The organism is Azospirillum humicireducens, assembly GCF_001639105.2.
Classification (GTDB): domain Bacteria; phylum Pseudomonadota; class Alphaproteobacteria; order Azospirillales; family Azospirillaceae; genus Azospirillum; species Azospirillum humicireducens.
On record NZ_CP015285.1, the window covers coordinates 2,671,592 to 2,694,826 of the forward strand.

Below are 23,235 nucleotides of genomic sequence, written 5' to 3' on the forward strand. Positions count from 1 at the left end.
TCGAGATGACCGATGCGACGCAGACTCCCACGCCCGTGCGCATCTTCCTGGTGGTGGTCGACGACAGCCCCGAGCTGAAGGTGGCACTGCGCTATGCCTGCCTGCGCGCCCGCAAGTCGGGCGGCAAGGTGGCGCTGCTGACCGTGCTGGAACAGGGCGAGATGCAGCATTGGCTGGCGGTGGAGAACCTGATCCGCGAGGAGCAGCGCGCCGAGGCGGAGCAGAAGCTGCAGAAGCTGGCGCGCGAGGTCAACCAGCTGACCGGCACCCTGCCTGCGCTCTATGTCCGCGAAGGCAACCGGCTGGAGGAGGTGCTGTCCCTGATCGCGGAGGAGCCCAGCATCTCCATCCTGGTGCTGGCCGCCGGCACCGACCCGGAAGGCCCCGGACCGCTGATCTCCTACTACACCGGCCGCGGGCTTGGGCGCCTGCGCATCCCGCTGACCATCGTCCCCGGCGGTCTCAGCAACGAGGCGCTCGACGCGATCACCTGACGCCACGCAAGTAAGGATAGAGCCGGCGCATGCCGGATGCCGAATACCCACACAGTCCGGGTCCTTGATCCGCCGGGCGTTTCGGCCCAAATTTCCCCCAATCGTGCCGCGGCCCAATCCCGGGCGCGCCGGCGGTTCCATTCCGCCGCCGATGGAGGACCAGACCATGTTCATTCAGACCGAGCAGACGCCCAACCCGGCGACTCTCAAGTTCCTGCCGGGGCGTGACGTGCTCGGACGCGGCACCGCCGACTTCACCAGCCGCGAGGATGCCGCCCGTTCACCGCTGGCCCAGCGCCTGTTCGAGATCGAGGGCGTCGTGGGCGTCTTCCTGGGCGCCGACTTCATCACCATCACCAAGACCGATGCGCGCGACTGGTTCCTGCTGAAGCCGTCGATCCTCGGCGTCATCATGGAGCATTTCACCGCCGACCGCCCGGTCCTGTTGGAGGACGGCGGCGACGGCCATGCCGCTGCGTCGAACGCCGACGACGAGGAGATCGTCGAGCAGATCAAGGAGCTGCTGGACACCCGCGTCCGCCCGTCGGTCGCCCAGGACGGCGGCGACATCACCTTCCAGGGCTTCGAGAAGGGCGTCGTCTATCTGGCGATGAAGGGAGCCTGCTCCGGCTGCCCCAGCTCCACCGCCACGCTGAAGCACGGCATCGAGAACATGCTGCGCCACTACATCCCCGAAGTGGTCGAAGTCCGCGCCGTTCAGTAAGGACCGTCTGGGGTGATGCCGGGCCGCACTTGATCGGGCGGGCCGGCATTCCCATGCTGGCTGGATGATCGTCTCCGCCAGCTACAAGACCGACATCCCCGCCTTCTATGGGCGCTGGTTCCTGAACCGCCTGGACGCCGGTTACTGCCGGATGGTCAATCCCTATGGCGGCCAGACCTACCGCATCGACCTGACCCGGCCGGCGGTCGACGGATTCATCTTCTGGACCAAGAATCTGGGGCCGTTCCTCGGCGCTCTCGACAGTGTGGCGGAGCGGGGCTTTCCCTTCGTGGTGCAATACAGCGTCACCGGCCTGCCCACCGTTCTGGAGCGTTCGGTCCCCGCCTGGGAAACAGCGGTCGGGCACATCATGCAGGTGCGCGAACGCTGGGGGGCGCGGGCGGCGGTCTGGCGTTACGACCCGATCATCCTTACCGATGCCACTCCGCCGGCGTGGCACCGCGAGACCTTCGCCCGGATCGCCCGTGCCTTGCGCGGGGTCACCGACGAGGCGGTGGTGTCCTTCCTTCAGCCCTACCGCAAGACCGCCCGCAACCTCGCCGCTGCCGGCATCGGCTGGCGCGACCCGGAGGCGGAGGAGAAACGCGCCCTGTTGGCGGATTTGGCCGGGATCGCGGCGGGGGAGGGTATGGCGCTGACGCTCTGCACCCAGCCGGAGCTGGTGGACACGCCCGGCACGGCGCCGGCGCGCTGCGTCGATGCGCTGCGGCTGTCGGACGTGGCGGGCTATGCCGTCGCGGTGCGGGAGAAGGGAAACCGGCCTGGCTGCCTGTGCGCCGAAAGCCGCGACATCGGCGATTACGACAGCTGTCCGCACGGGTGCGTCTACTGCTATGCCGTCGCCGACCGCGGCACGGCGCAGCGGAGGTTCAGCGCCCATGACCCGGAGGGGGAGTTTCTGGTGGCGCGGCGGACGCCTCCTCCCTGACCTATCCTTACGGACAGACCTTACGCACCGTCTCCACCAGCTTTTCCGGGTTGAAGGGCTTCACCAGCCAACCGGTTGCGCCGGCTTCGCGGCCGGCGGTCTTCTTGGCGGGGTCGGCTTCGGTGGTCAGCAGCAGCACCGGAGTGACGCGATTGAGGGCCGACGTGCGGATGGCGCGGGTCAGGGCCAGCCCGTCCAACCCCGGCATGTTCAGGTCGGTGATGATGCAGTCGAACTTGCGCTGGCTGATCAGGGCCAGACCGGCGTTGCCGTCCGATGCCTCCGCCACCTCATAGCCGGCGCCTTTCAGCGTGAATCCCACCATGTCGCGGATGGTCTTGGAATCGTCGACGGTCAGGACGCTCTTGGGCGCAGAGGGGGGCATGGAACGCGGCTCCGGTTGCTCGGCCGAAAGGACTAAGGGAAAGGCCTAGGCAATTTCCCGCCGACCGTCAACCGTTGGCGTCCCCTATTCCGAACAACGCCGGACCCCGGCCCGGCGGCATCGCCGCTGGACCGGGGATCTGGTAAAGACACTATGATTACGCCTTCGTATCGAGGTGCTGCCCGCCGGCATCACCGCCCTTGGCGACGCCGACCATCGCTTCGCGCAGCAGGCGGCCATGGATGGTGTAGCCCGGCTGCAGCACCTGGACGACGGTGCCGGCGGCCTTGCCGGTGTTCTCGATCTCGAACATCACCTGATGGAAGTTCGGGTCGAACGGCTCGCCGGCCGGGTCCAGCTTCTTGATGCCGGCGCGGTCGAAGGCGGCGAACAGCTGGCGCTCGGTCGCCTCGACGCCGACGGCGAGGCCCTTCAGCATATCGTCCTGCTCGCGGCCCTCGGCCGGGACGGCGTCCAGCGCACGGCGCAGGTTGTCGGCGACCGAAACCAATTCCTTGGCGAAGCTGGACACCGCGAACTTGGTGGCATCCTCGCGGTCGCGCTGGGCACGGCGGCGGGTGTTCTCCGTCTCCGCCATGGCGCGCAGAAGCTGGTCCTTCAGGCTGGCGACCTCGGCCTCCAGCTTGGCGACGCGGTCTTCGGGCGAACCGGTGCCCGTCTGGCCGGCATCGGCACCGTTGGCGGCGGCCGTGTTGGCGGCCTCGGTCGGCTCCACGGTGGCGTCGGCGGGCTTGTTCTGCTCTTCGCTCATGGTTTTCTCAATTCTTGCTTGGTCGGTATGGCAGGGAGTGAGGCGGGATGGGACGGTCAGCCGATCAGCCGGCTGACCACCTTGGCGGTGTAATCCACCAGCGGAATGATGCGGGCGTAATTGATGCGGGTCGGACCGATGACCCCGATGGCGCCGATGACCTGCTCGCGGCTGTTCTGGAAGGGGGAGATGATCATCGAACAGCCGGAGTGGTTGAACAGCACGTTCTCCGCCCCGATGAAGATCTGCACGCCGTCGCCGCGGCCGGTGGCGTCCAGCATCCGCAACATCGTCTCCTTGGTCTCCAGCGCCTCGAACAGGGCGCGCACGCGCTCCAGGTCTGAGAGCGCCGTGACGTCCTCCAGCAGGCGGGACTGGCCGCGGACGATCAACTGGCCGGCGTTCGACCCGCCGCTGCCGGCCCAGGTGGCCAGACCGGCGGAAACCACCTTGCGCGACAGCTCGTCCAGCTGGGTCTTCTGCTGCTCGATCTCCTGCAGCACCTCCTGCCGCGCCTCGTCCAGCGTGCGGCCGGCGAGCTTGGCGCTGAGGAAGTTCGACACCGTCTGCAGGGTGGAGGTCGGGACCCCCATCGGCACCTCGATCACCCGGTTCTCGACCAGCCCGTCCTCGTTGACCAGGACGACCAGGGCGCGGCCGGGGCCGAGCGCCACGAACTCGATGTGCTTCAGCGGACGGTCGGTCTTGGGCGCCACCACCAGCCCGGCGCAATGCGACAGGCCGGACAGCATGGTCGACGCCTCGCCCAGCACATCGGCGAAGGCGCGGCCGGAGGCGGCGCATTTCGCTTCGATCGAGGCGCGCTCGTCCTCGGTCAGCGACCCGATCTCCAGCAGGCCGTCGACGAACATGCGCAGGCCGGCGTCGGTCGGGATGCGGCCGGCCGAGGTGTGCGGAGCGTAGAGCAGCCCCTGCTCCTCCAGGTCGGCCATCACGTTGCGGATGGTCGCGGGCGACAGGGCCATGCCAAGCCGCCGCGAAATGGTGCGCGAGCCGACCGGCTCGCCGGACGCCACATAGGCGTCGACGATCAGCCGGAAGATTTCGCGCGATCGCTGGTTCAGCTCGTTGATCATGGGCCTTCTGACGGTTCGGTCTGCTGCCGTTGCCGGACGGGACTGCCGACGGGTCCGAATTTAGGCAGGTCCGATCACCGAATCAACGTGCCGGGCCGACAAGCCTGCAAGCAGGCGCGGCGGCGTTCCGCTGCGCCGCTTCCGCCTGCGGCATTTCGCCATCGTCCCCCCGCCTCCGTCCCCTGCCTCCGCTTTCGCCTCCGCCGCGGCCCGGTGGCGCCATGCGGTTGCCGCGCCCAGACAACAACCAAAAGGAAATAAAAGAACGATGCCATTTTTAAAAAGTTGATAACTTTTAGAAATACTCTCCATACCGGACGAAAGGAAAGATAATTCACTACCGAACTTTCGGTCCACGAACGATTTGACCCGGCGAAGCCGGCACAATGCAATGAAGGGAACGATCCATGGCCTCCTGCGCGTCGCATCACTCCCGGTCCGTCTCCACTGCGCCCGATCGCCGTCGCGGATGGGCGCGCGAAATCCTGCTGGCCGATGCCTCCCTTCCCGACCTCGACCGGCTCCTTCATTCATGCCGCGACGGGGTCGAGGTGCGGCTGGTCGGGTCGGACGAGGATGGCTTCGCCGCACTGACGGCGGCGCTGGCCGAGGGGCCGGCGGCCATCCATCTGGTCGCCCATGGCGAACCGGGGCTCATCCGGCTGGGCCGCCGCCCGCTCGACCGGGCGCTGCTCCCGGAGACCGCGCCCGGCGGCCCGTCTTCGGCCGATCTGCTGCTCTACGGGTGCGGGACCGGGGCCGGTGCCGCGGGGCGGGGATTCGTCGATGCGCTGGCCGGCTGGACCGGCGGCGGGGTTGCCGCCGCCAGCCGCCCGGTGGGCGATGCCGGGCGGGGCGGCTGCTGGGAGCTGGATGTGACCGCCGGGTCGCCGTCGGCTGCACCGGCGCTGGGCGCGGGACGGGAGTCCTGGCCGCATCTGCTGGTCCAGCTCGAGGGCGATGCCGGGGACAACGTCTTGGAGGGCAACCTGTATGAGGACACCCTCGTCGGGTTTGGCGGCAACGACACACTGGTCGGCTACGACGGGAACGACAATCTGGGCGGCGGGGATGGCGACGACAGCGTCGTCGGCGGCAACGGCGACGATCTGCTCTGGGGCGATGCCGGCAACGACATCCTGGTCGGCGGAAGCGGAAGCGACTCGCTGATCGGCGACGACGGGCTGGACATCGCGGTCTTCACCGGCAACCGGGCCGATTACGACCTGTCGCAGCCGGGGCTGGTGATCCATCTGGCGACGGGCGACGCCGACACGATGTCCGGCATCGACCGGCTGATCTTCGACGACGAGACGATCGACATCAATCTGGCGCCGACCGCCGCCATCGACATCGACGAGGCTCCGAACGAGGTGTCGGAGGCCGCACACACCGGCGACACCGTCGGACTGTGCGCCCTGTCGCTCGATTCGGAAGGCACCATCCTGACCTACAGCCTTGCCGACGATGCCGGCGGGCGCTTCGCAATCGATTCCGTCACCGGCCTGGTGACGGTGGCCGACGCCACCCTGCTGGATTTCGAGACGGCGTCCAGCCACGACATCGTCGTCGCGGTCAGCGACGGCTCGATCACCACCACCACCACCATGACCATCGCCGTGCTGGACGGCAACGACCGGCCGACCCGGCCGGTGGATGTCGATGCGGCGGTGAACACCGTGTCCGAACGGGCGGCGGTCGGCACCGTGGTCGGGATCACCGCCTTCGCCACCGATCCCAACCCCGGCGAAACCGTCACCTACAGCCTCGCCGACAACGCCTATGGCTCCTTCGCCATCGATTCCACCACCGGCGTTGTCACCGTCGCCTCCAACCAGCGGCTGGATTACGGGATCGGCGACAGCCGCACCATCGTCGTCCGTGCCACCGACAGCAATGGCCAGCCCATCAGCAACGACCAGACCTTCACCATCGCCGTCACCAACCTGGTGGAACAGCGCAGCTACACCGGCGGCTCCGCCAACAACTATTTCGTCGCCAGCGCGCCCGATTACTGGACGATCGACGGGGGGGCCGGCAACGACAACCTGACCGGCAACGCGCTGTCCGACACGCTGCTCGGCGGGGAGGGGAACGACGTGCTTTACGGTGCCGGTGGTGACGACCAGCTTCAGGGCGGGGCCGGCAACGACACGCTGGAGGGCGGCGCCGGAGCGGACCTGCTGTCCGGCGGCGCCGGCATCGACACCGTCCGCTACACCGCGGCGGTGAAGATCGATCTGGCGACGGGGCAGCACACCGGGCAGGCGGCCGGCGACGTCTTCGACGGGATCGAGATTTTCCAGGGCTCGTCCTATCAGGACACGCTGATCGGCGACGCCGGCGACAACTGGCTGGTCGGCGGCAGCGGAAACGACACGCTGATCGGCGGCGCTGGGGCCGATACGCTGGACGGCGGCTACGGGATCATAGACACCGTTTCCTATGCCAACGAGACGGCGTCCATTCTCATCGACTTCGCCACCGGGGTGAACGGGGGGGCGGCTGCCGGCGACGTGCTGATCAGCATCGAAGAGGTCGATGGAACGGCCTATGGCGACCTGATGATCGGCAATGCGGGCACCAACAACCTCTGGGGCGAGGGTGGTGACGACACTCTGCTCGGTGGTGCCGGAGCCGATGGGATGAGCGGCGGGGCTGGGAACGACATCCTCGACGGCGGCACCGGTCACGACGCCATGCGCGGCGGTCTCGGCGATGACATCTTCTATGTCGATATGAGCAACGATTCCGTCACGGAATTCCTGAACGAAGGCATCGACACCGTCCGTTCGGTATTGTCCTCCTACCGCCTGACCGACAATGTCGAGAACCTGATCTATGACGGCGCCGGATCCTTCACCGGCACCGGCAATGCGCTGGACAACCGGCTGACCGGCGGTGCCGGGGACGACACGCTGACCGGCGGCGGCGGCGCCGACACCCTGACCGGCGGGGCCGGCGCCGACCTGTTCGTCCTCGCCTCCCACACCGACAGCGGCCTCGGCGCCGCCGCCGACCTGATCCAGGATTTCTCCGCCGGTCAGGACATGATCGATCTGCGGAAGGTGGACGCCAACAGCGGTCTGTCGGGCGATCAGGCCTTCACCTTCATCGGCACCGCCGCCTTCACCGGAGTTGCCGGGCAACTGTCCTACCGGACGCTTGCCGACGGCACGACGCGGGTCTCCGCCGACCGCAACGGCGACGGGCTGCCGGACATGGAGCTGTCGCTGTCCGGGACGCTGACCCTGTCCGCGTCCAACTTCTATCTCTGACCGCCCTGTCCCGACCGTTGTTGCGGCGGGGGCCGCCGTCCCGCGGCCCCCGTCTCAGCCTTCCGACAGGAAGGCGCGGTATTGGGCGCTGATGGCACCGACCGCCGCCTCGTACAGCTGGCGGCCGTGCTCGGGGCGGGCAAGGCCGGGGGCGGAGCCGATGCGGCCGTCCGGGTAGCGGCGGCGGAAGTCGCGGGCGTCGTGGAAGCCGCCGGCCGGCGCCTGTTCCGGCTCCATCGCCGCGCTCTTGATCGATTCGGGATAGGCGTATTGGGTGACAGACACCTCGCTGGGCGTGGCGTGCGAGCCTTCCTTGCCCTGGTACAGCTCGCGCGACAGCCGGCCGACCTCGCCGTTCTCCCACCAGTTCACCAGGGCGCAGCGCAGGTCCGGCGCGTCGCGGCCACGCAGCGCCCGGTTCTCCGCATGGATCTCGTAGAAGGCGGCGCGGACGGTGGCGATGTTGCCGCCATGGCCGTTGACGAAGAAGAAGCGCTCGAACCCGTGTTCGGCCAGCGAGCCGACATAGTCGCGCAGCACGGCGATCAGCGTCGACGGCTTCAGCGTCATCGAGCCGGGAAACTCCATATGGTGCACGGCCATGCCGACCGGGATCGTCGGGCCGACCAGCGCGCCGGTGGCGTCGCCGACGCCCTTCGCGATGACCTCGGCGCAGATGGCGTCGGTGCCGACCAGCCCGTTCGGCCCATGCTGCTCGGTCGAGCCGATCGGCATGATGATGCCCTTGGAGGTCTTCAGATAGGCCTCGACCTCGGCCCAGGTGCTCAGGTGAAGCTGCACGGTGGCTGATCCTTTTCGACGATGCGTGCCGGGAATGCGGCCGGGAATGCGTTGGCCCTCATGTTAGGCGGCGCACCGGCCGCGACAACCGTTCCCTGCGCCGGGCGGGCATGACGGGACCGTGCCGGCCGGCCGGGCTCATCCCGTGCTGGCGCAATGCTGCGCCGATGACTACAATCGCGTGCATTCCGCCCGAGCGGGCGTCTCTTCCGGGGTGCGGTGGTGGTTGCGCGCGTCAACACGGTGGCGTTCCAGGGCATCGAGGTGCTGGGGATCGACGTGCAGGTCCAGATGTCCGGCGGACTCGTCGCCTTCACCGTCGTCGGCCTGCCCGACAAGGCGGTGGGTGAAAGCCGGGAGCGGGTCCGCGCCGCCCTGCACGCGCTGGGGCTGGCGCTGCCGGCCAAGCGCATCACCGTCAACCTCGCCCCGGCCGACGTGCTGAAGGAGGGCAGCCATTTCGACCTGCCGATCGCGCTCGGCCTGCTGACCGTGATGGGGGTGCTGCCGGATGCGGAGATCGCCCGCTATGTCGCGCTGGGCGAACTGGCTCTCGACGGCGCCCTGACCCCGGTGGCCGGCGTGCTGCCCGCCGCCATCGACGCGTTGGCCAACGACCGCGGCCTGATCTGCCCGGCGGCCTGCGGCGGCGAGGCGGCCTGGGCCGGTCCCGATCTGGACGTGCTGGCGCCGGCCAACCTGCTGGCTCTCATCAACCATTTCAAGGGCACCCAGGTGCTGACCCCGCCCAAGCCGCGCATGCAGGAACAGGACGCGCCGCCGCCCGACCTGCGCGACGTCAAGGGCAACGAAACCGCCAAGCGCGCGCTGGAGGTGGCGGCCGCCGGGTCGCACAATCTGCTGATGATCGGTCCGCCCGGTTCCGGCAAGTCGATGCTGGCCGCCCGCCTGCCCGGCCTGCTGCCTCCGCTCGACCCGGCGGAGGCGCTGGAGGTGTCGATGATCCACAGCGTCGGCGGGCTGCTGGAGGAGGGGCGCCTGCTGCGCCAGCGCCCCTACCGCGCACCGCATCAGTCGGCCAGTCTGCCGGCGCTGGTCGGCGGCGGCACACGGGCCAAGCCGGGGGAGATTTCCCTGGCGCATCAGGGCGTTCTCTTCTTGGACGAGCTGCCGGAGTTTCCCCGTCCGCTGCTGGAGGCGCTGCGCCAGCCGCTGGAGACCGGCAAGGCGGTGGTCAGCCGCGCCAACCACCATGTGACCTATCCGGCGCGCGTGCAGCTGGTGGCGGCGATGAATCCCTGCCGCTGCGGCCATCTCGACGATGCTTCGCTCGCCTGTGCCCGTGCGCCGAAATGCGCCGCCGACTATCAGTCCAAAATAAGCGGGCCGTTGTTCGACCGCATCGATCTGCACATCGACGTTCCCGCAGTCAGCCCCGCCGACCTCAGCCTGCCGCCCCCGGCGGAGGGCAGCGCCGACATCGCCGCCCGCGTCGCCGTCGCCCGCGCCATCCAGGCGGAGCGCTATGGCGGCTTCGGTCCCTACCCGGCCGGGCGGGCGGTGCGCACGAACGCCGAGGCGGATGGGGAACTGCTGGAGAAGGTCGCCTCGCCCGACGCCCCAGGCCGCGCCCTGCTGACCGAGGCGGCGGAACGGCTGAAACTGTCGGCCCGCGGCTATCACCGGGTGATGCGGGTGGGGCGGACGCTGGCCGACCTGGACGGGATGGAGGGGGTGAGGCGCCGCCACATCGCCGAGGCGTTGAGCTACCGGCGGATCGCGCCGGGGCGGTAGCCTTTATCGGGGAGGCAATGCGGCGCGATCTTGCGCGGCACGGATGGCCGCCGCGATTGCGGTGTGCGCCTGCGGGCTGTTCTTCCAGCAGCTGGCGCCCAACTCTCCCGCTATGGCCGCGCACAGGGTTGCGGCGTCGGCTCTGGCCAGCGCTGCCAGATCATGGATTCCGATTTGCTCCAGCCTGCCGATCACTGTCGGGCCGACGCCCTTGACGGCCAGCAGCACGGCACGTTCGTCTGGTGGGAAGGGCATGGGAACGGGTATCTCCTGGGCTTCACGGCCGCTCGAACACCGGCGGCTTGGTCGCTCCCGGACAGACGGTGGCAGGCACCGTTTCCTGCTCGATGAAGGTCACCGCGGCGGCCATGGCGCAATCTTCGCTGGAGGTCACGATGTGGCTGGCGGCGCGGAAGACCAGATGGCGGCTCTTGGGCAGGGTGGCGGCGGCGCGGTCGCCCCACTCCGGCGGGGTGACGGGATCGTAGGCGCCGGACAGCAGCAGGACCGGCACCGGGCTGGCGACCGGCAGGCGTTCGGCCGGTTCCTGGTGGCCGGAAGACCAAAGTCGGCAGACGCGCTGACCGGGATCGTCCGTGGCGACCAGTCCGTAGGGCGCATAGCGGCGGGCGCTGTCGGCGCGCTTCAGCGGATCGGCGGTGTTGACCGATTCGCGGCATTCGGTGGAGAAGGCCAGCCCGTCCGCCACCTCGGGATCGCCCAGCCAGTTGATCGGTGCCCATTCCGCCAGGGCCGCATACTGGCCGCGGGCGGCACGGTCGATGATGGTTGGCATGAGCGGGATCGCCTCGCTGATCGCCAGGGCTTCCAGCCCGGCGGCGATCGTAACCCCGCCGGTCAGCCGCAGGGCGCGGCGCGTCTCATGGTCGCCGACGACGATGTCGACCGGATTGCGGTCCAGCCGCTCCACCAGATCGAGGAAGCGCTTTTCCAGATCGGGAAAGGCCGACCGGCAGCTGCGGTTGGCGGCGCAATCGTCGAACAGCCGGCGGTAGGTCCGCTGCGCCAGCCAGGCGGCGTCCTCCTGGGCGTTGACGTCGGGCGGATAGACGCTGTCGAACACCGCGGCGCGCACACGGCCGCCCTGCCGCCGCAGGATCTCCAGCCCGACCCGCGTGCCGTAGGACACGGCAAACAGGTTGATCCGTTGGGCGCCCAGCGCGGTGGCGATGTCGAGCGCATCCTCTGCCGCGACGGGGGTGGAGAACTGGGTGCCGTCCAGCCCGGCGGTTTCCAGCCGGGCGGCGCAGGCGCTGACCGCCGCCCGTTCCAAAGCCGCCCGCTGTTCGCGCGTCACGGGCCGGGTGCCGCGGGTGGGGGCGACGCCGTCCAGTTCGGGACAGTCGGTGTCCGGTTCCGCCCGGCCGACGCCGCGCGGATCGAACAGGATCAGGTTGCGGGCACGGCGGAAGGGGGCCGACAGCTCCCACCACACCTCCATCCGCTCTTCCGTCGCCTCGCTGCTGCCGAAGGGGGAAGCGCCGGGGCCACCCTCCAGGAACAGCACGGGGTCGGGGGCGGGCTGGCGGGCAGTGCTGAGCAGGACGGCGACCGGCAGGCGCAGGCTCCGGCTGTTGGGCCGGTCGCGCCGTTCCGGCACCGCCACCGTTCCGCACAAGGCCGCCTCGCCATCCGGCACGGTGAACCAGCAGGGGCCTGGGGTGAAGCGCGCCTCCGCCGCCGCCGGTCCGATCCACGGCGCCGCCATGGTCGCGACGGCCACCACGAGAACCGCCCGCAGCGTCAGGGCGGTGCGCACCGCTGTCGGCCATACGGAAGGGAGGGCGATCAACACGAACGGACGATCCGGAACCGATGGATAGGGAGCCGATGGACGGAGTACCGCCGACGGCATTTGCGGACGATTGTGTTTGACCGACCAGCCCCCCGCTTGTCCAGCGGCGCCCGACGCCATCCCGCGAGCAGGTGAAACGGCGCGCAAGCGGTGCCGATTTGCCACAGCCCTGCGGCAATGGTCCGTCCGTCCGTGGACGAATGGCTCATGGAAGCCAAGGACAGGTTGACGGAATACTTCCGAGTACGGAACTATTTCGCCTCCAGAGGCGCCGACGGCCGGGGCCTCTCAGGCAAAGGAGCAGATCATGCCGACCCTGTGGACGGCGTTGCGGAGCCGCTGGCTTGATTCCGGAGCATCTTCCGGGCCGGGCCGACTGTGCGATCACCTGCGGCGGGATATCGGACTGGCGGATGGGGAGACGGCCGAGCCCGGAGAACCATCCCTCGGCGGCCGTCTTCCGCCTTTTCACATCCGCGATCGGAACCTATCGGACGCGCGGACATTTTTGACCTTGCAACCGTATCGCTGAGCGGCGATACCGGATCCGCCGGTTTCTCACGCCGGCATCACTCAACCTCTGGAGAGTTTCGATGAAAGCCATCGTAGCCACCGCCTGGACTCGCCGATCGGGCGATCCGGCCATCACCGCCGCCAATCATGCCCAGCCGGCCCGACTTCTTCCCGCGGCCTTCGAACGTGAATTCCGGATATCGAGAGGATCCTATGTCTGTCTTTCTGGGTTTTTGCGGTCATCGTCTCTTCGTTGAACACGCCCGCTGGGCATCGCCGGCCGGGTCCTTCGACCTGAGGCGTGAAAACGGGGAAGTCATCCTATGGCTTGGACGCCTGAACATCATCTACACACCGGCCCGCTGGGGACCACCCTCCCGCGCTGCATAGCGCGCGGCGCCGCGGAGACCTGCTGAATGCCGGCCCGCGTTCGTCATGACGAGGTCCTTACCGTCGTCCAGGTGCTTGAGGCGTTCCGCAAGCTCGACCCCGACCTGCCCATCCAGTATGCGCTGAGTTTCATGACCATCGCGCAGAGCGAAGGCATCTCCATCGGCGAACTGGCGGAACGCCTGGGCATCGCCCAATCCTCCGCGTCGCGCAACGTCGCGGCGCTCAGCCGCTGGCACAGCTTCGGCAAGGCCGGCCTCGATCTGGTGCAGGCGCAGGAAGACCCGCGCGAGCGCCGCCGCAAGATCGTCACCCTGACCGACAAGGGCCGTGAGTTCCTGGACGCGCTGCGCGCCATCGTGAACCCGCCCGACCAGCGCCGCCCCGCCAGGACGGCCTGATTTCCGTATTCAGGCGATCCCGTCCAGCGCCCTGCGCAGCATCCCCACCAACGTGCGCACCGCCAGTTCCTGCCGATCCAAGCTCAGACCGCCGAAACGACGCAGCACCGCCGCGCGCTCCGGCAGCGGCGGCATGTGGAAGAAGCCGTAGGGGATATCCAGTCCGGCGCAATCGATGATATGCCGCGCCCGGTAGAACAGATGGTTGCCGAGGAAGCCGCCCGAAAAGTCGCCGAAGGTCACCGGCAGGCCTGCCATCGACAATTCCCGCATCACCCGAGGCACCGGCAGGGTGCTGCCATAGGCGGTCGGCCCGTCCGGCACGATGTCGGCATGGTCCCGCACCGTGCCGGCGGCGTCCGGCAGCGGGCTCTCGTCACGGTTCCAGGCCAGCCGTTCCAGCCGGATGTAATCGCTCGTTTCCAGATAGGCGAAGCCGAGCGCCGCCAGTGGCCGGTGTTCAGCCAGCAGCGCGGCGAAGGCCTCGCCGCAGGCATCATACAGAGGGGGGAGTGTGGCCGTGACGACCCCCGGCTCCCCCGCCAGCCGGTCCATCAGCAGGGCCGTCGGATCGGCGGCCCAGGGATGGTCCGATTGGGGGGCCGCTTCGCCGTCCGGGAGGACCCCGAACGGCGCGAAGCCGGTGATCAGGATGGGAGCCGTCACGGGCAAGGCATCCTTACGGCCGCAGCAGGCCGATGATGTCCTTCACGTCGTTCAGGTTCTTCTCCGCGATGGCGGCGGCGCGCTCGCCGCCCTTCTTCAGCAGCCGGTCGATCTCCGCCTTATCGGCCAGCAGTTCCTTCATGCGGGTGGTGATCGGCGCCAGCTTGTCCACCGACAGGTCGACCAGCGACTTCTTGAAGTCGGAGAACTGGGAACCGGCGAACTGCGCCAGAACCTGCTCGCGCGACTGGCCGGCCAGGGCGCCATAGATGGTGACGAGATTGTCGGCCTCGGGGCGGGCCTCCAGCTCGGTCACGGTTTCCGGCAGCGGTTCCGGATCGGTCTTCGCCTTGCGGATCTTCTGGGCGATGGTGTCGGCGTCGTCGGTCATGTTGATGCGCGAATATTCGGACTCGTCCGACTTCGACATCTTCTTCTTGCCGTCGCGCAGGCTCATCACCCGCGTCGCCTCGCCCAGGATCTGCGGCTCGGGCAGCGGGAAGAACTCGGTCTCATAGCGGCGGTTGAAGGCGCCGGCGATGTCGCGCGCCAGTTCCAGGTGCTGCTTCTGGTCCTCGCCCACCGGCACATGGGTGGCCTTGTAGAGCAGGATGTCGGCGGCCATCAGCGTCGGGTAGGCATAGAGGCCCAGATTGGCCATGTCCTTCTGCTTGCCGGCCTTTTCCTTGAACTGGGTCATGCGGTTCAGCCAGCCCAGCGGCGTGTGGCAGGACAGGATCCAGCCCAGCTCGGCATGGCCCGGCACGACCGACTGGTTGAACAGGATGTTCTTGTCCGGATCGATGCCGGCGGCGATGTAGGCCGCGGCGACCTCGCGGATGTTGTTGCGCAGAACCTCCGGGTCCTGGTCGATGGTCAGCGCGTGCAGGTCGACGACGCAGAAGATGCACTCGTAGCTGTTCTGCAAATCCACCCAGTTGCGCAGCGCCCCCAGATAGTTGCCGAGGTGAAGCTGCCGGGTCGGCTGCATGCCGGAGAAAATGCGGTTCACGGGTGGTCTCGCTCGAAAACTCTGGGAGGCGGCAGTTATCGCCCCCCGAAGTCCGCCGGTCAAGGCACGGTGCGCCGCAGCCGCGCCATGCGCGCGACGGTTTCGCCCGGCTCAAGCGGGCTGGCCGGACCCGCGTCTTGCCCGGCTGCACCGCCCGCCTGAGGTCTATCCTTACTTCCCCGCGCGGCGGCGCTCGATGGCATCCCACAGCAGGGCTTCCAGCTGCACGCCGTCCAGGCGGTTGATCTCCTGGATGCCGGTGGGGGAGGTGACGTTGATCTCTGTCATGTAGTCGCCGATCACATCGATGCCGACGAAGACCAGACCTTTCTCGCGCAGCACCGGGCCGATGGCGGCGCACATCTCGCGCTCGCGCGCGGTCAGTTCGGTCTTCCTGGCGCTGCCGCCGGCGTGGAAGTTGGCGCGGGCCTCGCCTTCCTGCGGCATGCGGCTGACCGCGCCCACCGGCTCGCCGTCGACCAGGATGATGCGCTTGTCGCCCTGGCGGATCTCCGGCAGGTACTTCTGCACGATCACCGGCTCGCGGTAGAGCTGGGTGAACATCTCAAGCAGGGATCCGAGATTCTCGTCGTCAGGCTTCAGGTGGAAGACACCGGCACCGCCGTTGCCGAACAGCGGCTTGACGATGATGTCCTTGTGCTCCGCCCGGAAGTCCAGGATGGCCTGCTTGTCGCTGGTGATCAGTGTCGGCGGCATCAGGTCGGGGAACTTGGTGATGAACAGCTTTTCCGGGGCGTTGCGCACCTCGGCCGGATCGTTGACCACCAGAACCTTCGGTTGCACATGCTCCAGCAGGTGGGTGGAGGTGATGTAGGCCATGTCGAAGGGCGGGTCCTGCCGCAGCAGGATGACGTCCATCGTCGACAGGTCGGTCGGCACCGGCTCGCCCAGCGTGTAATGGGCGCCGCGCTGGCGCACCACCGTCATTTCGCGCACACGGGCGGTGAGGCGGTTGCCGGTCAGGATCAGGTCGCGCGGGTGGTAATGGTACAGGCGATGGCCGCGCTTCTGCGCCTCCAGCGCCATCATGAAGCTGGAATCGGTGTCGATGTTGATCGACTCGATGGGGTCCATCTGGAAGGCGACGGCGAGGCTCATGACGGGTCTCCGGACCTCTGCGAACGGGGTCAGTTCAGGCGGTTCTTCAACTGCTGGATCAGCGAGGCGGTCTGGTGGCGGCGATGGTCGTCGCCGGTCAGCGCCATGAAGGTCTCCAGCGCGGTGATGGCGTCCTTCAGGTTGCCGGCATGGGCTTCCAGAAGGCCGGTCTCGCGCCACAGCGCCGGCTCGTGCGGGGCGAACAGGCGCATCGCCTCCAGCACCTCCAGCGCCTTCGGCACCTCGTGCGCCGACAGGTGGCGCAGCTTGATGTTGTTCTGCAGGCGCAGCAACACGTCGCGGTTCGACACCGGCTGGTAATGGCCGGGTTCCAGCTCGGCGGCGCTGCCGGCGGTGGCCTTCAGCAGGTCGCGCAGATCGACGACGCTGCGGGTCTGCCCCTCGTTGAAGGGGTCGATGATGGCGCGGGCGCCATCTTTTTCGATGCGGACCAGGAAATGGCCGGGGAAATTCAACCCGACCATCGGCCAGCCCTGCGAGCGGGCGGCATGCATGGTGAGGATGCCCAGCGCCACCGGCAGGCCGCGCCTGCGGTCGATCACCCGCAGCAGGTTGGCGTTCTGCAGATCGTCGTAGGTGTCGTGGTCGCCGGAATAGCCGTGGCGCCCGCCGATCACCGCACGCAGATGGGCGATGCGCGTCTCCAGGCTGTCGGCCGCCGGGTCCTGCGCCGCGACGCGGGCGGCCAGATCCTCGACGAGGGTGCGGACATGGGCGCGATAGGGAGCAAGATCGGCGCTGGGCAGTTCCAGCGCGCCCAGCGCCAGAGCGGCTTCGGCCAGATCGATCTCGTCGTCCGGCTGGTCGCCGATGCGGCGCAGGATTTCGCGGGCTTCCGCGCGGTTGCTCAAGACTGTCGCCCCCTCAAATTCGTCCCCTCACGATCTCCAGGCATCGACCAGATGACGGGGCCAGGCCCAAGGGGTAACCAGCATCACGTCGAAGCGCAAGACATAGCCGGCATAGCGGGGGGTGGCGCCCAGGAAGGCATGGGCGGCACGGACCAGCCGGCCGCGCTGGCGGGCGTTCAGCGCCTCGTTGGCGGTGTCCCAGTCGCCTCTGGCCTTCACTTCGACGATGGCGATGGTCTTGCCGCGCTTGGCGACGATGTCGATCTCGCCCATCGGCGTGCGCAGGCGGCTTGCCAGGATGCGGTAGCCGCGCAGCCGCAGCGACAGACGGCACAGCGCCTCCGCCCGGCGGCCCAGGCTTTCGGCACGCAGGCGCCGCGCATCCAGATCGGTCATTTCGCCTTCTCCTCCCGCTGCAGTTCCAACGCGCGGGCATAGACGGTGCGCTTGTGCTGGCCGGTGCGGGCGGCGACGTCGGCGGCGGCGTCGCGCACCGACAGGCGGGTCAGCGCGTCGCGCAGCAGGGCGTCGACATCGGCCTCGCCCGGTGTCGCCTCTTCGCCCGGCGGGCCGATGACCAGCACGACCTCGCCGCGCGGCGGGCCGGCCTCGGCGTAATGGGCGGCGAGATCCGGCAGGGTGCCGCGCCGCACCTCCTCGTACAGCTTGGTCAGTTCGCGCGCGACGGCGGCCTCGCGCTGGCCCAGGATATCGGCGAGATCGGCCAGCGACTCCGGCAGGCGTTGCGGCGATTCGAAGAACACCAGCGTGGCGGGCACGCCCTTCAACTCGCCGGCGGTGGCGCGTCGCGCGCTGCTCTTGTTCGGCAGGAAGCCGGCGAACAGGAAGCGGTCGGTCGGCAGGCCGGACAGCACCAGTGCCACCAGCGGGGCCGAGGCGCCGGGCAGGGTGGTCACCGCCACGCCTTCCGCCACGCATTCCCGCACCAGCTTGTAGCCGGGGTCGGAGACCAGCGGCGTGCCGGCATCGGTGACCAGCGCGATGGCCTCGCCCTTTTTCATGCGCTCGATCAGGACCGGACGCATCTTTGCGGCGTTGTGCTCGTGGTAGGAGACGAAGGGGGTGTGGATGCCGTGGATGCCCATCAGCTTTGCGGTGACGCGCGTATCCTCGCAGGCGATAGCGTCGGCCCGCTTCAGCGTGTCGAGCGCCCGCAGCGTGATGTCGGCGGCGTTTCCGATGGGGGTGGCGACGACATGGAGTCCGCCCGCGAGTTTACTTGGCGCGGCGAGGGGGCTACCTTGAGCGCCACTTTGAACCATGCCTTGGGTCTCGCCTTCGGTATCGGCGGCCGTTTCAGCAGATGTGGAGATGATCGGTGGCACGCTTGGCAACAGCTTTCTCACAGGGTCTGAAACGTCACGGCGTGGCAGCCTTGCTGGTCGCCGGCCTGTTGTCGGCCTGTTCGACTGTAAGCGCGCCGCCGCGGGTGGCACAAGCGCCGCAACCGGTTCCGGCTCCGGTGGCTCCTCTGCCGGAGGCGCAGGGCCCGATCAAGGTGGCGGTCCTGGTGCCGCTCAGCGGCCAGAGCGCGGCCATCGGACAGGCCATGCTGGACGCAGCTCAAATGGCGCTGTTCGACATGGCCGGCGACCAGCTGCAGCTTTTGCCGCGCGACACCAAGGGCACGCCGAGCGGTGCCGCCGATGCCGCCCGCCAGGCTCTGGCCGAAGGCGCGCGCCTGATCATCGGCCCGCTGTTCGCCGCCGATGTCGCCGCGGTGCGGCCGATCGCCCAGAATGCCGGCGTCGACGTTCTGGCTTTCACCAACGATGCCACCCAGGCCGGCAACGGCACCTATGTGCTTGGCTTTGTCCCGGCCGATCAGGTCAGCCGCGTCGCCGGCTTCGCCCGCTCCCGCGGCGCGACGCGTTTCACCGTGCTGGCGCCGCGTTCCCCCTATGGCGACGCGGTGGTCAACGCCATGCAGCAGATCGCACCACGCCTCGGCGCCATGACCACGCAGGTCGAACGCTACGACCCGGCCGTCACCGACCTGTCGATCCCGGCCAAGCAGGTGGCCCAGGAAACCCCGCAGCCGCAGGCGGTGATGCTGGCCGAAGGCGGACCGCGCGCCCAGGGCATCGCCCAGGCGCTGGCCGCCAACGGCGTGCAGCCGCAGCAGGTCAAGCTGCTGGGCACCGGCCTGTGGGACGATACGTCGCAAGGGGCTTTGGGGCAGGAGCCGGCGCTGGTCGGCGCCTGGTACGCGGCACCCGCGCCGCAGACCCGTACCCGCTTCGAGTCGCAGTTCGAGCAGGTCTATGGCCGCAAGCCGCCGCGCATCGCCACGCTGGCCTATGACGCGACGTCGATCGCCGCGGTGTTGACCCGCAGCGGCGGCCCGGTGCCCTTCGACCGCATGGCGATGACCAACCCGAACGGCTTCGAAGGGCTGGACGGCCTGTTCCGCCTGCGCGCCGACGGCTTGGTCGAACGCGGTCTGGCGGTGATGGAGATCACCCCCACCGGCTCGCGCGTGATCGATCCGGCGCCGCCGTCGTTCGAGATGCTTGGGCAGTGAATGACGATCTCTCTGCCCGCTGGGGAGAGGGGTGGGTGAGAGTTTGTGAGTCCCGATGTGCCGCCTTGGGCCGTCATCCCCGCCTTCGCGGGGATGACGGCCGAGAAAAGCCGATAAGAACTCACCGGCTCTGAAGGCTGAAGCGCCGCGGTCGTCTCGGGACGAGCCGCGGCGTTTTCGTATCTCAGGTAAGGATACTTGGGAATTGTCGCTGTGCGTCCCCCTCACCCTGACCCTCTCCCCAGGGGGAGGAGGGCAAGTAAAACGCTATCCTTACTTACGCCCGTGCCCGCAGGTAGGGGGTCAGGCGCCATTCGGCGAACTTGATCAGGCGGGTGGCGATGAAGTTCAGCACCAGATAGATCGCCCCGGCGACGATGAACAGTTCGAAGACCGCGAAGGTCTGGGCGATCATCCGCCGGGCGATGCCGGTGACCTCCATCAGCGTGATGGTGCTGGCGAGCGAGGTCGCCTTCACCATCAAAATCACCTCGTTGCCGTAGGCCGGCAGCATCTGGCGGATCGCCACCGGCAGGACGATGCGGCGGAAGGCCAGCGCCCGCGACATGCCGCAGGCCCGTGCCGCCTCCACCTGCCCCTGCGGCACCGACAGGATGGCGCCGCGCAGAACCTCGCTGGTGTAGGCGCCGGTGTTCAGCGTCAGCGCCAGGATGGCGCACCAGTAGGGTTCGCGCAGGAAGGGCCACAGGATGCTGTCGCGGATGAACTCGAACTGGCCCAGCCCGTAATAGACCAGGAAGATCTGCACCAGCAGCGGCGTCCCGCGGAAGACGAAGACATAGGCCGCGGCCAGCGTCTCCACCACCCTGTTGCCGGACAGCCGCAGAAGAGCCACGCCGAAGGCGACCAGCGCGCCCAGCGCCAGCGATCCGACGATCAACTGCAGCGTCAGCGACAGTCCGCCGATCATACGGGGCAGGCTGTCCCACATCAGTTGCCAGTTCATGGCCTCATGCCCTCCGGACGCCGCGGTTGGCGGAGATTTCGGCGCGGTTGAACAGCGCCGTCGAAACGGTGGTCAGCAGCAGGTACAGCACGGCGGCGGTCCCGTAGAACAGGAAGGGCTGGCGCGTGGCGCCGGCCGCCAGATGGGTCACGCGCATCAACTCGGCCAAGGCCGTCACCGACACCAGCGCGGTGTCCTTCAGCGTCAGCTGCCAGACATTGCCGAGGCCGGGCAGGGCGAAACGCAGGGTCTGCGGCACCAGCACTCGGCGCAGGATCAGCCAACGGCTCATCCCGCAGGCGCGCGCCGCCTCGATCTGGCCGAAGGGGACCGACTGCACCGCACCGCGGATCACCTCGGTCGAATAGGCACCGGAGATCAGGCCGACGGCCAGCACGCCGATGGTGAAGGCGTTCAGGTCGACCCGACCGTCATAGCCGAAGGCGGCGGCGATGGAGGTGGCGACGCTGCTGCCGCCGAAGAACAGCAGATAGATGACCAGCAGTTCGGGGATGCCGCGGACGACCGTGGTGTAGATGTCGGCCACCACGTTCAGCGCCATGGAATGGCTGAGCTTGGCCGAGGCGCCGAGCGACCCGACGAGGATGCCGAAGGCGAAGGCCGACACGGCGACCGCGACCGTCATCGCGGTTCCCATCAGAAGCTGTCCGCCCCAGCCGTTGGGACCGAAGGAAAGGAGTTCCAGCATTGGCACGCCCGGTAAGGCCCGCCGGGCGCGGCGCGGAAGGCCGGCCGTACGGGGTCAGCTAACGGCGATCGGGGAACGAACGGCGCCCGGTTGCCGCGAAGGCCGCCGGGCGCCGCTCCGATCAGACGGACGGATTGGAGATCCGTCTCACTCGATCCCCTTACTTGGGGGAGATGTCGTAGCCGAAATGCTGCGTGCTCAGCTTCTTGACGGTGCCGTCCTTCAGGGCCTCGGCAATGGCCTTGTCGAACATCGCCTTCAGGTCGGCGGTGTCCTTGCGCAGGCCGACGCCCATGCCCTCGCCGATCACGCCGCCGATGAAGTTCGGGCCGACGACGACCATCTTGCCGGGCGTTGCCTTCAGCACCGCCTCGACCACCGAACGGTCGCCGAACATGGCGTCGACGCGGCCGGAGTTCAGGTCGATGCCGGCATTGTCGATCTTGTCGTAGGTGCGCATGGTCACCTTCGACAGATGCTTGTCCATGAAGTCGGCCTGGATGGTCGACACCTGGACGCCGACGGACTTGCCCTTCAGCGCCTCGGCCAGCTTGTCCAGCACCGGCTTGGCCTTGGCCTGGTCGTTCAGGTCGATGCGGTCGGCGCCGAGATTCAGCGCCTTGGCCAGCGGCGAGCCGGTCGGCACGGCGAAGACCGACGGCTCGGTGCCGTAGGGGGCCGAGAAGTCGATGACCTTCTTGCGCTCGCCGGTGATGGTCATCGCCGACATGATGGCGTCGTACTTGCCCTGCTGCAGGGCCGGGATGATGCCGTCCCAGTCCTGGGCGACGAACTCGCAGGTGACCTTCATGCGCTTGCACAGGTCGTTGGCGAGGTCGACCTCGAAGCCGATCAGCTTGCCCGAGGTGTCGGTGGCGTTCCACGGAGGATAGGCGCCCTCGCTGCCGATGCGGACCGTCTTCCACTCCTTGGCACCGGCGGCGCCCGCCGCGGCCACAGCCATCATGGCGCCCAGCGCCAGGGCCGAAACGATCTTCTTCAACGCACACACTCCTCTGTTCGGTTCGCCCGTTCTTCCGCCCTTGTCGGGGGCCGGGCTGTTTCTGACGGTCCGGTCCTGCCCTCTGCCTCGTCCCCTCACGCCGCGCCGGACAGATGGCGCGAGAGGAACTGCCGCACCCGGTCCGAGTCGGGATCGGTCAGCACCTTGTCGGGTGACCCCTCCTCCTCGATCCGCCCCTGATGCAGGAAAACCACCTTGGACGCCACTTCGCGGGCGAAGCCCATCTCGTGCGTCACCAGGATCATCGTGTTGCCTTCGTCCGCCAGCTGGCGGATGACGCGCAGCACCTCGCCCACCAGCTCGGGGTCGAGCGCCGAGGTCGGCTCGTCGAACAGCATCACCTTCGGCTGCATGGCGAGCGCCCGCGCGATGGCCGCGCGCTGCTGCTGCCCGCCGGAGAGCTGGACCGGGTAGCTGTCGGCCTTGGCCAGGATGCCGACCTTGTCCAGGAGCCCGCGGGCGCGGTCGACGGCTTCGGCCTTCGGCACGCCCAGCACATGCACCGGCGCCTCGATCACATTCTCCAGGATGGTCATGTGGGTCCAGAGGTTGAAGCTCTGGAACACCATGCCGAGGCTGGTGCGGATGCGTTCCACCTGACGGGTGTCGGCGGGGACGGTGGCGCCGCCGCGCGTCTTCTTCAGCGCGATGGCCTCGCCGCCGATGACGACGCGCCCGTCGTCCGGGATCTCCAACATGTTGATGCAGCGCAGCAGCGTGCTCTTGCCCGAACCGGAGGAGCCGATCAGCGTGATCACGTCGCCTTCGCGCGCGGTCAGCGACACGCCCTTCAGCACCTCCAGCTCGCCGAACCGCTTGTGCAAATCCTCCACGACGACGGCGGCGGGTGCGGAGTCGCTGACGGGCGGATGGCGATGCATGCGTGGGAACCGGCAGGGTTGTGGGGGCTGGTTATGGTCTGACCATTGCGGCATAGGCTAGACCG

The 23,235-nt window shown here is 68.4% G+C and carries 23 protein-coding genes; 7 read left to right on the forward strand and 16 right to left on the reverse strand.

What is annotated here, in order from left to right; all coding sequences use genetic code 11:
* Positions 1–5: 5 nt before the first annotated feature.
* The 3 genes from A6A40_RS12575 (at position 6) to A6A40_RS12585 (ending at position 2,167) form a co-directional block, all read left to right on the forward strand.
* Positions 6–494 (forward strand): universal stress protein, encoded by a 489-nt coding sequence (locus tag A6A40_RS12575; RefSeq protein ID WP_063635690.1) that lies wholly within the window; start codon positions 6–8, stop codon positions 492–494.
* Between the two features lie 166 nt (positions 495–660).
* Complete coding sequence (locus tag A6A40_RS12580) at positions 661–1,218, forward strand: NifU family protein (protein WP_063636273.1); 558 nt, start codon at positions 661–663, stop codon at positions 1,216–1,218.
* A gap of 64 nt (positions 1,219–1,282) precedes the next feature.
* The gene (locus A6A40_RS12585; RefSeq protein ID WP_063635691.1) at positions 1,283–2,167 is read left to right on the forward strand and encodes a DUF1848 domain-containing protein; all 885 of its coding nucleotides are present in this window, start codon (positions 1,283–1,285) and stop codon (positions 2,165–2,167) included.
* Between the two features lie 7 nt (positions 2,168–2,174).
* Here A6A40_RS12585 and A6A40_RS12590 read toward each other — a convergent pair whose 3' ends face one another.
* The 3 genes from A6A40_RS12590 to hrcA form a co-directional block, all read right to left on the reverse strand.
* The gene (locus tag A6A40_RS12590) at positions 2,175–2,552 is read right to left on the reverse strand and encodes a response regulator (RefSeq protein WP_063635692.1); all 378 of its coding nucleotides are present in this window, start codon (positions 2,550–2,552) and stop codon (positions 2,175–2,177) included.
* Between the two features lie 157 nt (positions 2,553–2,709).
* On the reverse strand, positions 2,710–3,324 hold the full coding sequence (gene grpE / locus A6A40_RS12595) for a nucleotide exchange factor GrpE (protein ID WP_063635693.1): 615 nt from the start codon (positions 3,322–3,324) through the stop codon (positions 2,710–2,712).
* Positions 3,325–3,380: 56 nt separating this feature from the next.
* A complete protein-coding gene (gene hrcA, locus A6A40_RS12600) occupies positions 3,381–4,421 on the reverse strand; it encodes a heat-inducible transcriptional repressor HrcA (RefSeq protein ID WP_063635694.1) in 1,041 nt (346 codons plus the stop codon).
* Between the two features lie 407 nt (positions 4,422–4,828).
* Here hrcA and A6A40_RS32275 point away from each other — a divergent pair, with 407 nt between their 5' ends.
* Entirely contained in the window at positions 4,829–7,699 is a 2,871-nt protein-coding gene (locus A6A40_RS32275; protein ID WP_063635695.1) for a DUF4347 domain-containing protein, read from the forward strand.
* Positions 7,700–7,753: 54 nt separating this feature from the next.
* Here the strand turns inward: A6A40_RS32275 and A6A40_RS12610 are convergent, their stop codons facing one another.
* A complete protein-coding gene (locus A6A40_RS12610) occupies positions 7,754–8,500 on the reverse strand; it encodes a creatininase family protein (RefSeq protein WP_063635696.1) in 747 nt (248 codons plus the stop codon).
* 222 nt (positions 8,501–8,722) lie between these two features.
* Here A6A40_RS12610 and A6A40_RS12615 point away from each other — a divergent pair, with 222 nt between their 5' ends.
* A complete protein-coding gene (locus A6A40_RS12615; RefSeq protein ID WP_063636274.1) occupies positions 8,723–10,255 on the forward strand; it encodes a YifB family Mg chelatase-like AAA ATPase in 1,533 nt (510 codons plus the stop codon).
* Between the two features lie 3 nt (positions 10,256–10,258).
* On the opposite strand, the gene A6A40_RS12620 is transcribed toward A6A40_RS12615, so the two are convergent.
* Positions 10,259–10,510: a hypothetical protein gene (locus tag A6A40_RS12620; RefSeq protein ID WP_063635697.1), complete on the reverse strand. Its 252-nt coding sequence runs from the start codon at positions 10,508–10,510 to the stop codon at positions 10,259–10,261.
* 22 nt (positions 10,511–10,532) lie between these two features.
* The gene (locus tag A6A40_RS12625) at positions 10,533–12,071 is read right to left on the reverse strand and encodes an alpha/beta fold hydrolase (protein ID WP_236783660.1); all 1,539 of its coding nucleotides are present in this window, start codon (positions 12,069–12,071) and stop codon (positions 10,533–10,535) included.
* A gap of 929 nt (positions 12,072–13,000) precedes the next feature.
* Here A6A40_RS12625 and A6A40_RS12630 point away from each other — a divergent pair.
* A complete protein-coding gene (locus A6A40_RS12630; RefSeq protein WP_014249257.1) occupies positions 13,001–13,375 on the forward strand; it encodes a MarR family winged helix-turn-helix transcriptional regulator in 375 nt (124 codons plus the stop codon).
* Positions 13,376–13,384: 9 nt separating this feature from the next.
* Here the strand turns inward: A6A40_RS12630 and A6A40_RS12635 are convergent, their stop codons facing one another.
* The 6 genes from A6A40_RS12635 to rsmI form a co-directional block, all read right to left on the reverse strand.
* Positions 13,385–14,041, reverse strand: coding sequence for a pyroglutamyl-peptidase I (locus A6A40_RS12635; protein ID WP_063635699.1), 657 nt, complete (start codon positions 14,039–14,041; stop codon positions 13,385–13,387).
* Positions 14,042–14,054: 13 nt separating this feature from the next.
* On the reverse strand, positions 14,055–15,053 hold the full coding sequence (gene trpS / locus A6A40_RS12640) for a tryptophan--tRNA ligase (RefSeq protein ID WP_063635700.1): 999 nt from the start codon (positions 15,051–15,053) through the stop codon (positions 14,055–14,057).
* A gap of 171 nt (positions 15,054–15,224) precedes the next feature.
* The gene (gene gshB, locus A6A40_RS12645) at positions 15,225–16,172 is read right to left on the reverse strand and encodes a glutathione synthase (RefSeq protein ID WP_063635701.1); all 948 of its coding nucleotides are present in this window, start codon (positions 16,170–16,172) and stop codon (positions 15,225–15,227) included.
* A gap of 29 nt (positions 16,173–16,201) precedes the next feature.
* On the reverse strand, positions 16,202–17,044 hold the full coding sequence (locus tag A6A40_RS12650; protein ID WP_063635702.1) for a SirB1 family protein: 843 nt from the start codon (positions 17,042–17,044) through the stop codon (positions 16,202–16,204).
* 27 nt (positions 17,045–17,071) lie between these two features.
* The gene (locus tag A6A40_RS12655; protein WP_063635703.1) at positions 17,072–17,440 is read right to left on the reverse strand and encodes a YraN family protein; all 369 of its coding nucleotides are present in this window, start codon (positions 17,438–17,440) and stop codon (positions 17,072–17,074) included.
* A complete protein-coding gene (rsmI, locus tag A6A40_RS12660; RefSeq protein ID WP_063635704.1) occupies positions 17,437–18,327 on the reverse strand; it encodes a 16S rRNA (cytidine(1402)-2'-O)-methyltransferase in 891 nt (296 codons plus the stop codon). Before rsmI ends, A6A40_RS12655 begins: the two co-directional genes overlap by 4 nt.
* Before the next feature lie 104 nt (positions 18,328–18,431).
* On the opposite strand from rsmI, the gene A6A40_RS12665 reads away from it, so the two are divergent.
* Positions 18,432–19,589: a penicillin-binding protein activator gene (locus tag A6A40_RS12665; RefSeq protein WP_082860810.1), complete on the forward strand. Its 1,158-nt coding sequence runs from the start codon at positions 18,432–18,434 to the stop codon at positions 19,587–19,589.
* A gap of 277 nt (positions 19,590–19,866) precedes the next feature.
* On the opposite strand, the gene A6A40_RS12670 is transcribed toward A6A40_RS12665, so the two are convergent.
* The 4 genes from A6A40_RS12670 to A6A40_RS12685 form a co-directional block, all read right to left on the reverse strand.
* Positions 19,867–20,556, reverse strand: coding sequence for an ABC transporter permease (locus A6A40_RS12670; RefSeq protein ID WP_063635706.1), 690 nt, complete (start codon positions 20,554–20,556; stop codon positions 19,867–19,869).
* A 4-nt stretch (positions 20,557–20,560) separates the two neighbouring features.
* Entirely contained in the window at positions 20,561–21,265 is a 705-nt protein-coding gene (locus A6A40_RS12675; protein ID WP_063635707.1) for an ABC transporter permease, read from the reverse strand.
* Positions 21,266–21,425: 160 nt separating this feature from the next.
* The gene (locus A6A40_RS12680) at positions 21,426–22,277 is read right to left on the reverse strand and encodes a lysine/arginine/ornithine ABC transporter substrate-binding protein (RefSeq protein ID WP_236783661.1); all 852 of its coding nucleotides are present in this window, start codon (positions 22,275–22,277) and stop codon (positions 21,426–21,428) included.
* A gap of 86 nt (positions 22,278–22,363) precedes the next feature.
* On the reverse strand, positions 22,364–23,170 hold the full coding sequence (locus tag A6A40_RS12685; protein WP_063635709.1) for an ABC transporter ATP-binding protein: 807 nt from the start codon (positions 23,168–23,170) through the stop codon (positions 22,364–22,366).
* Between the last annotated feature and the right edge of the window lie 65 nt (positions 23,171–23,235).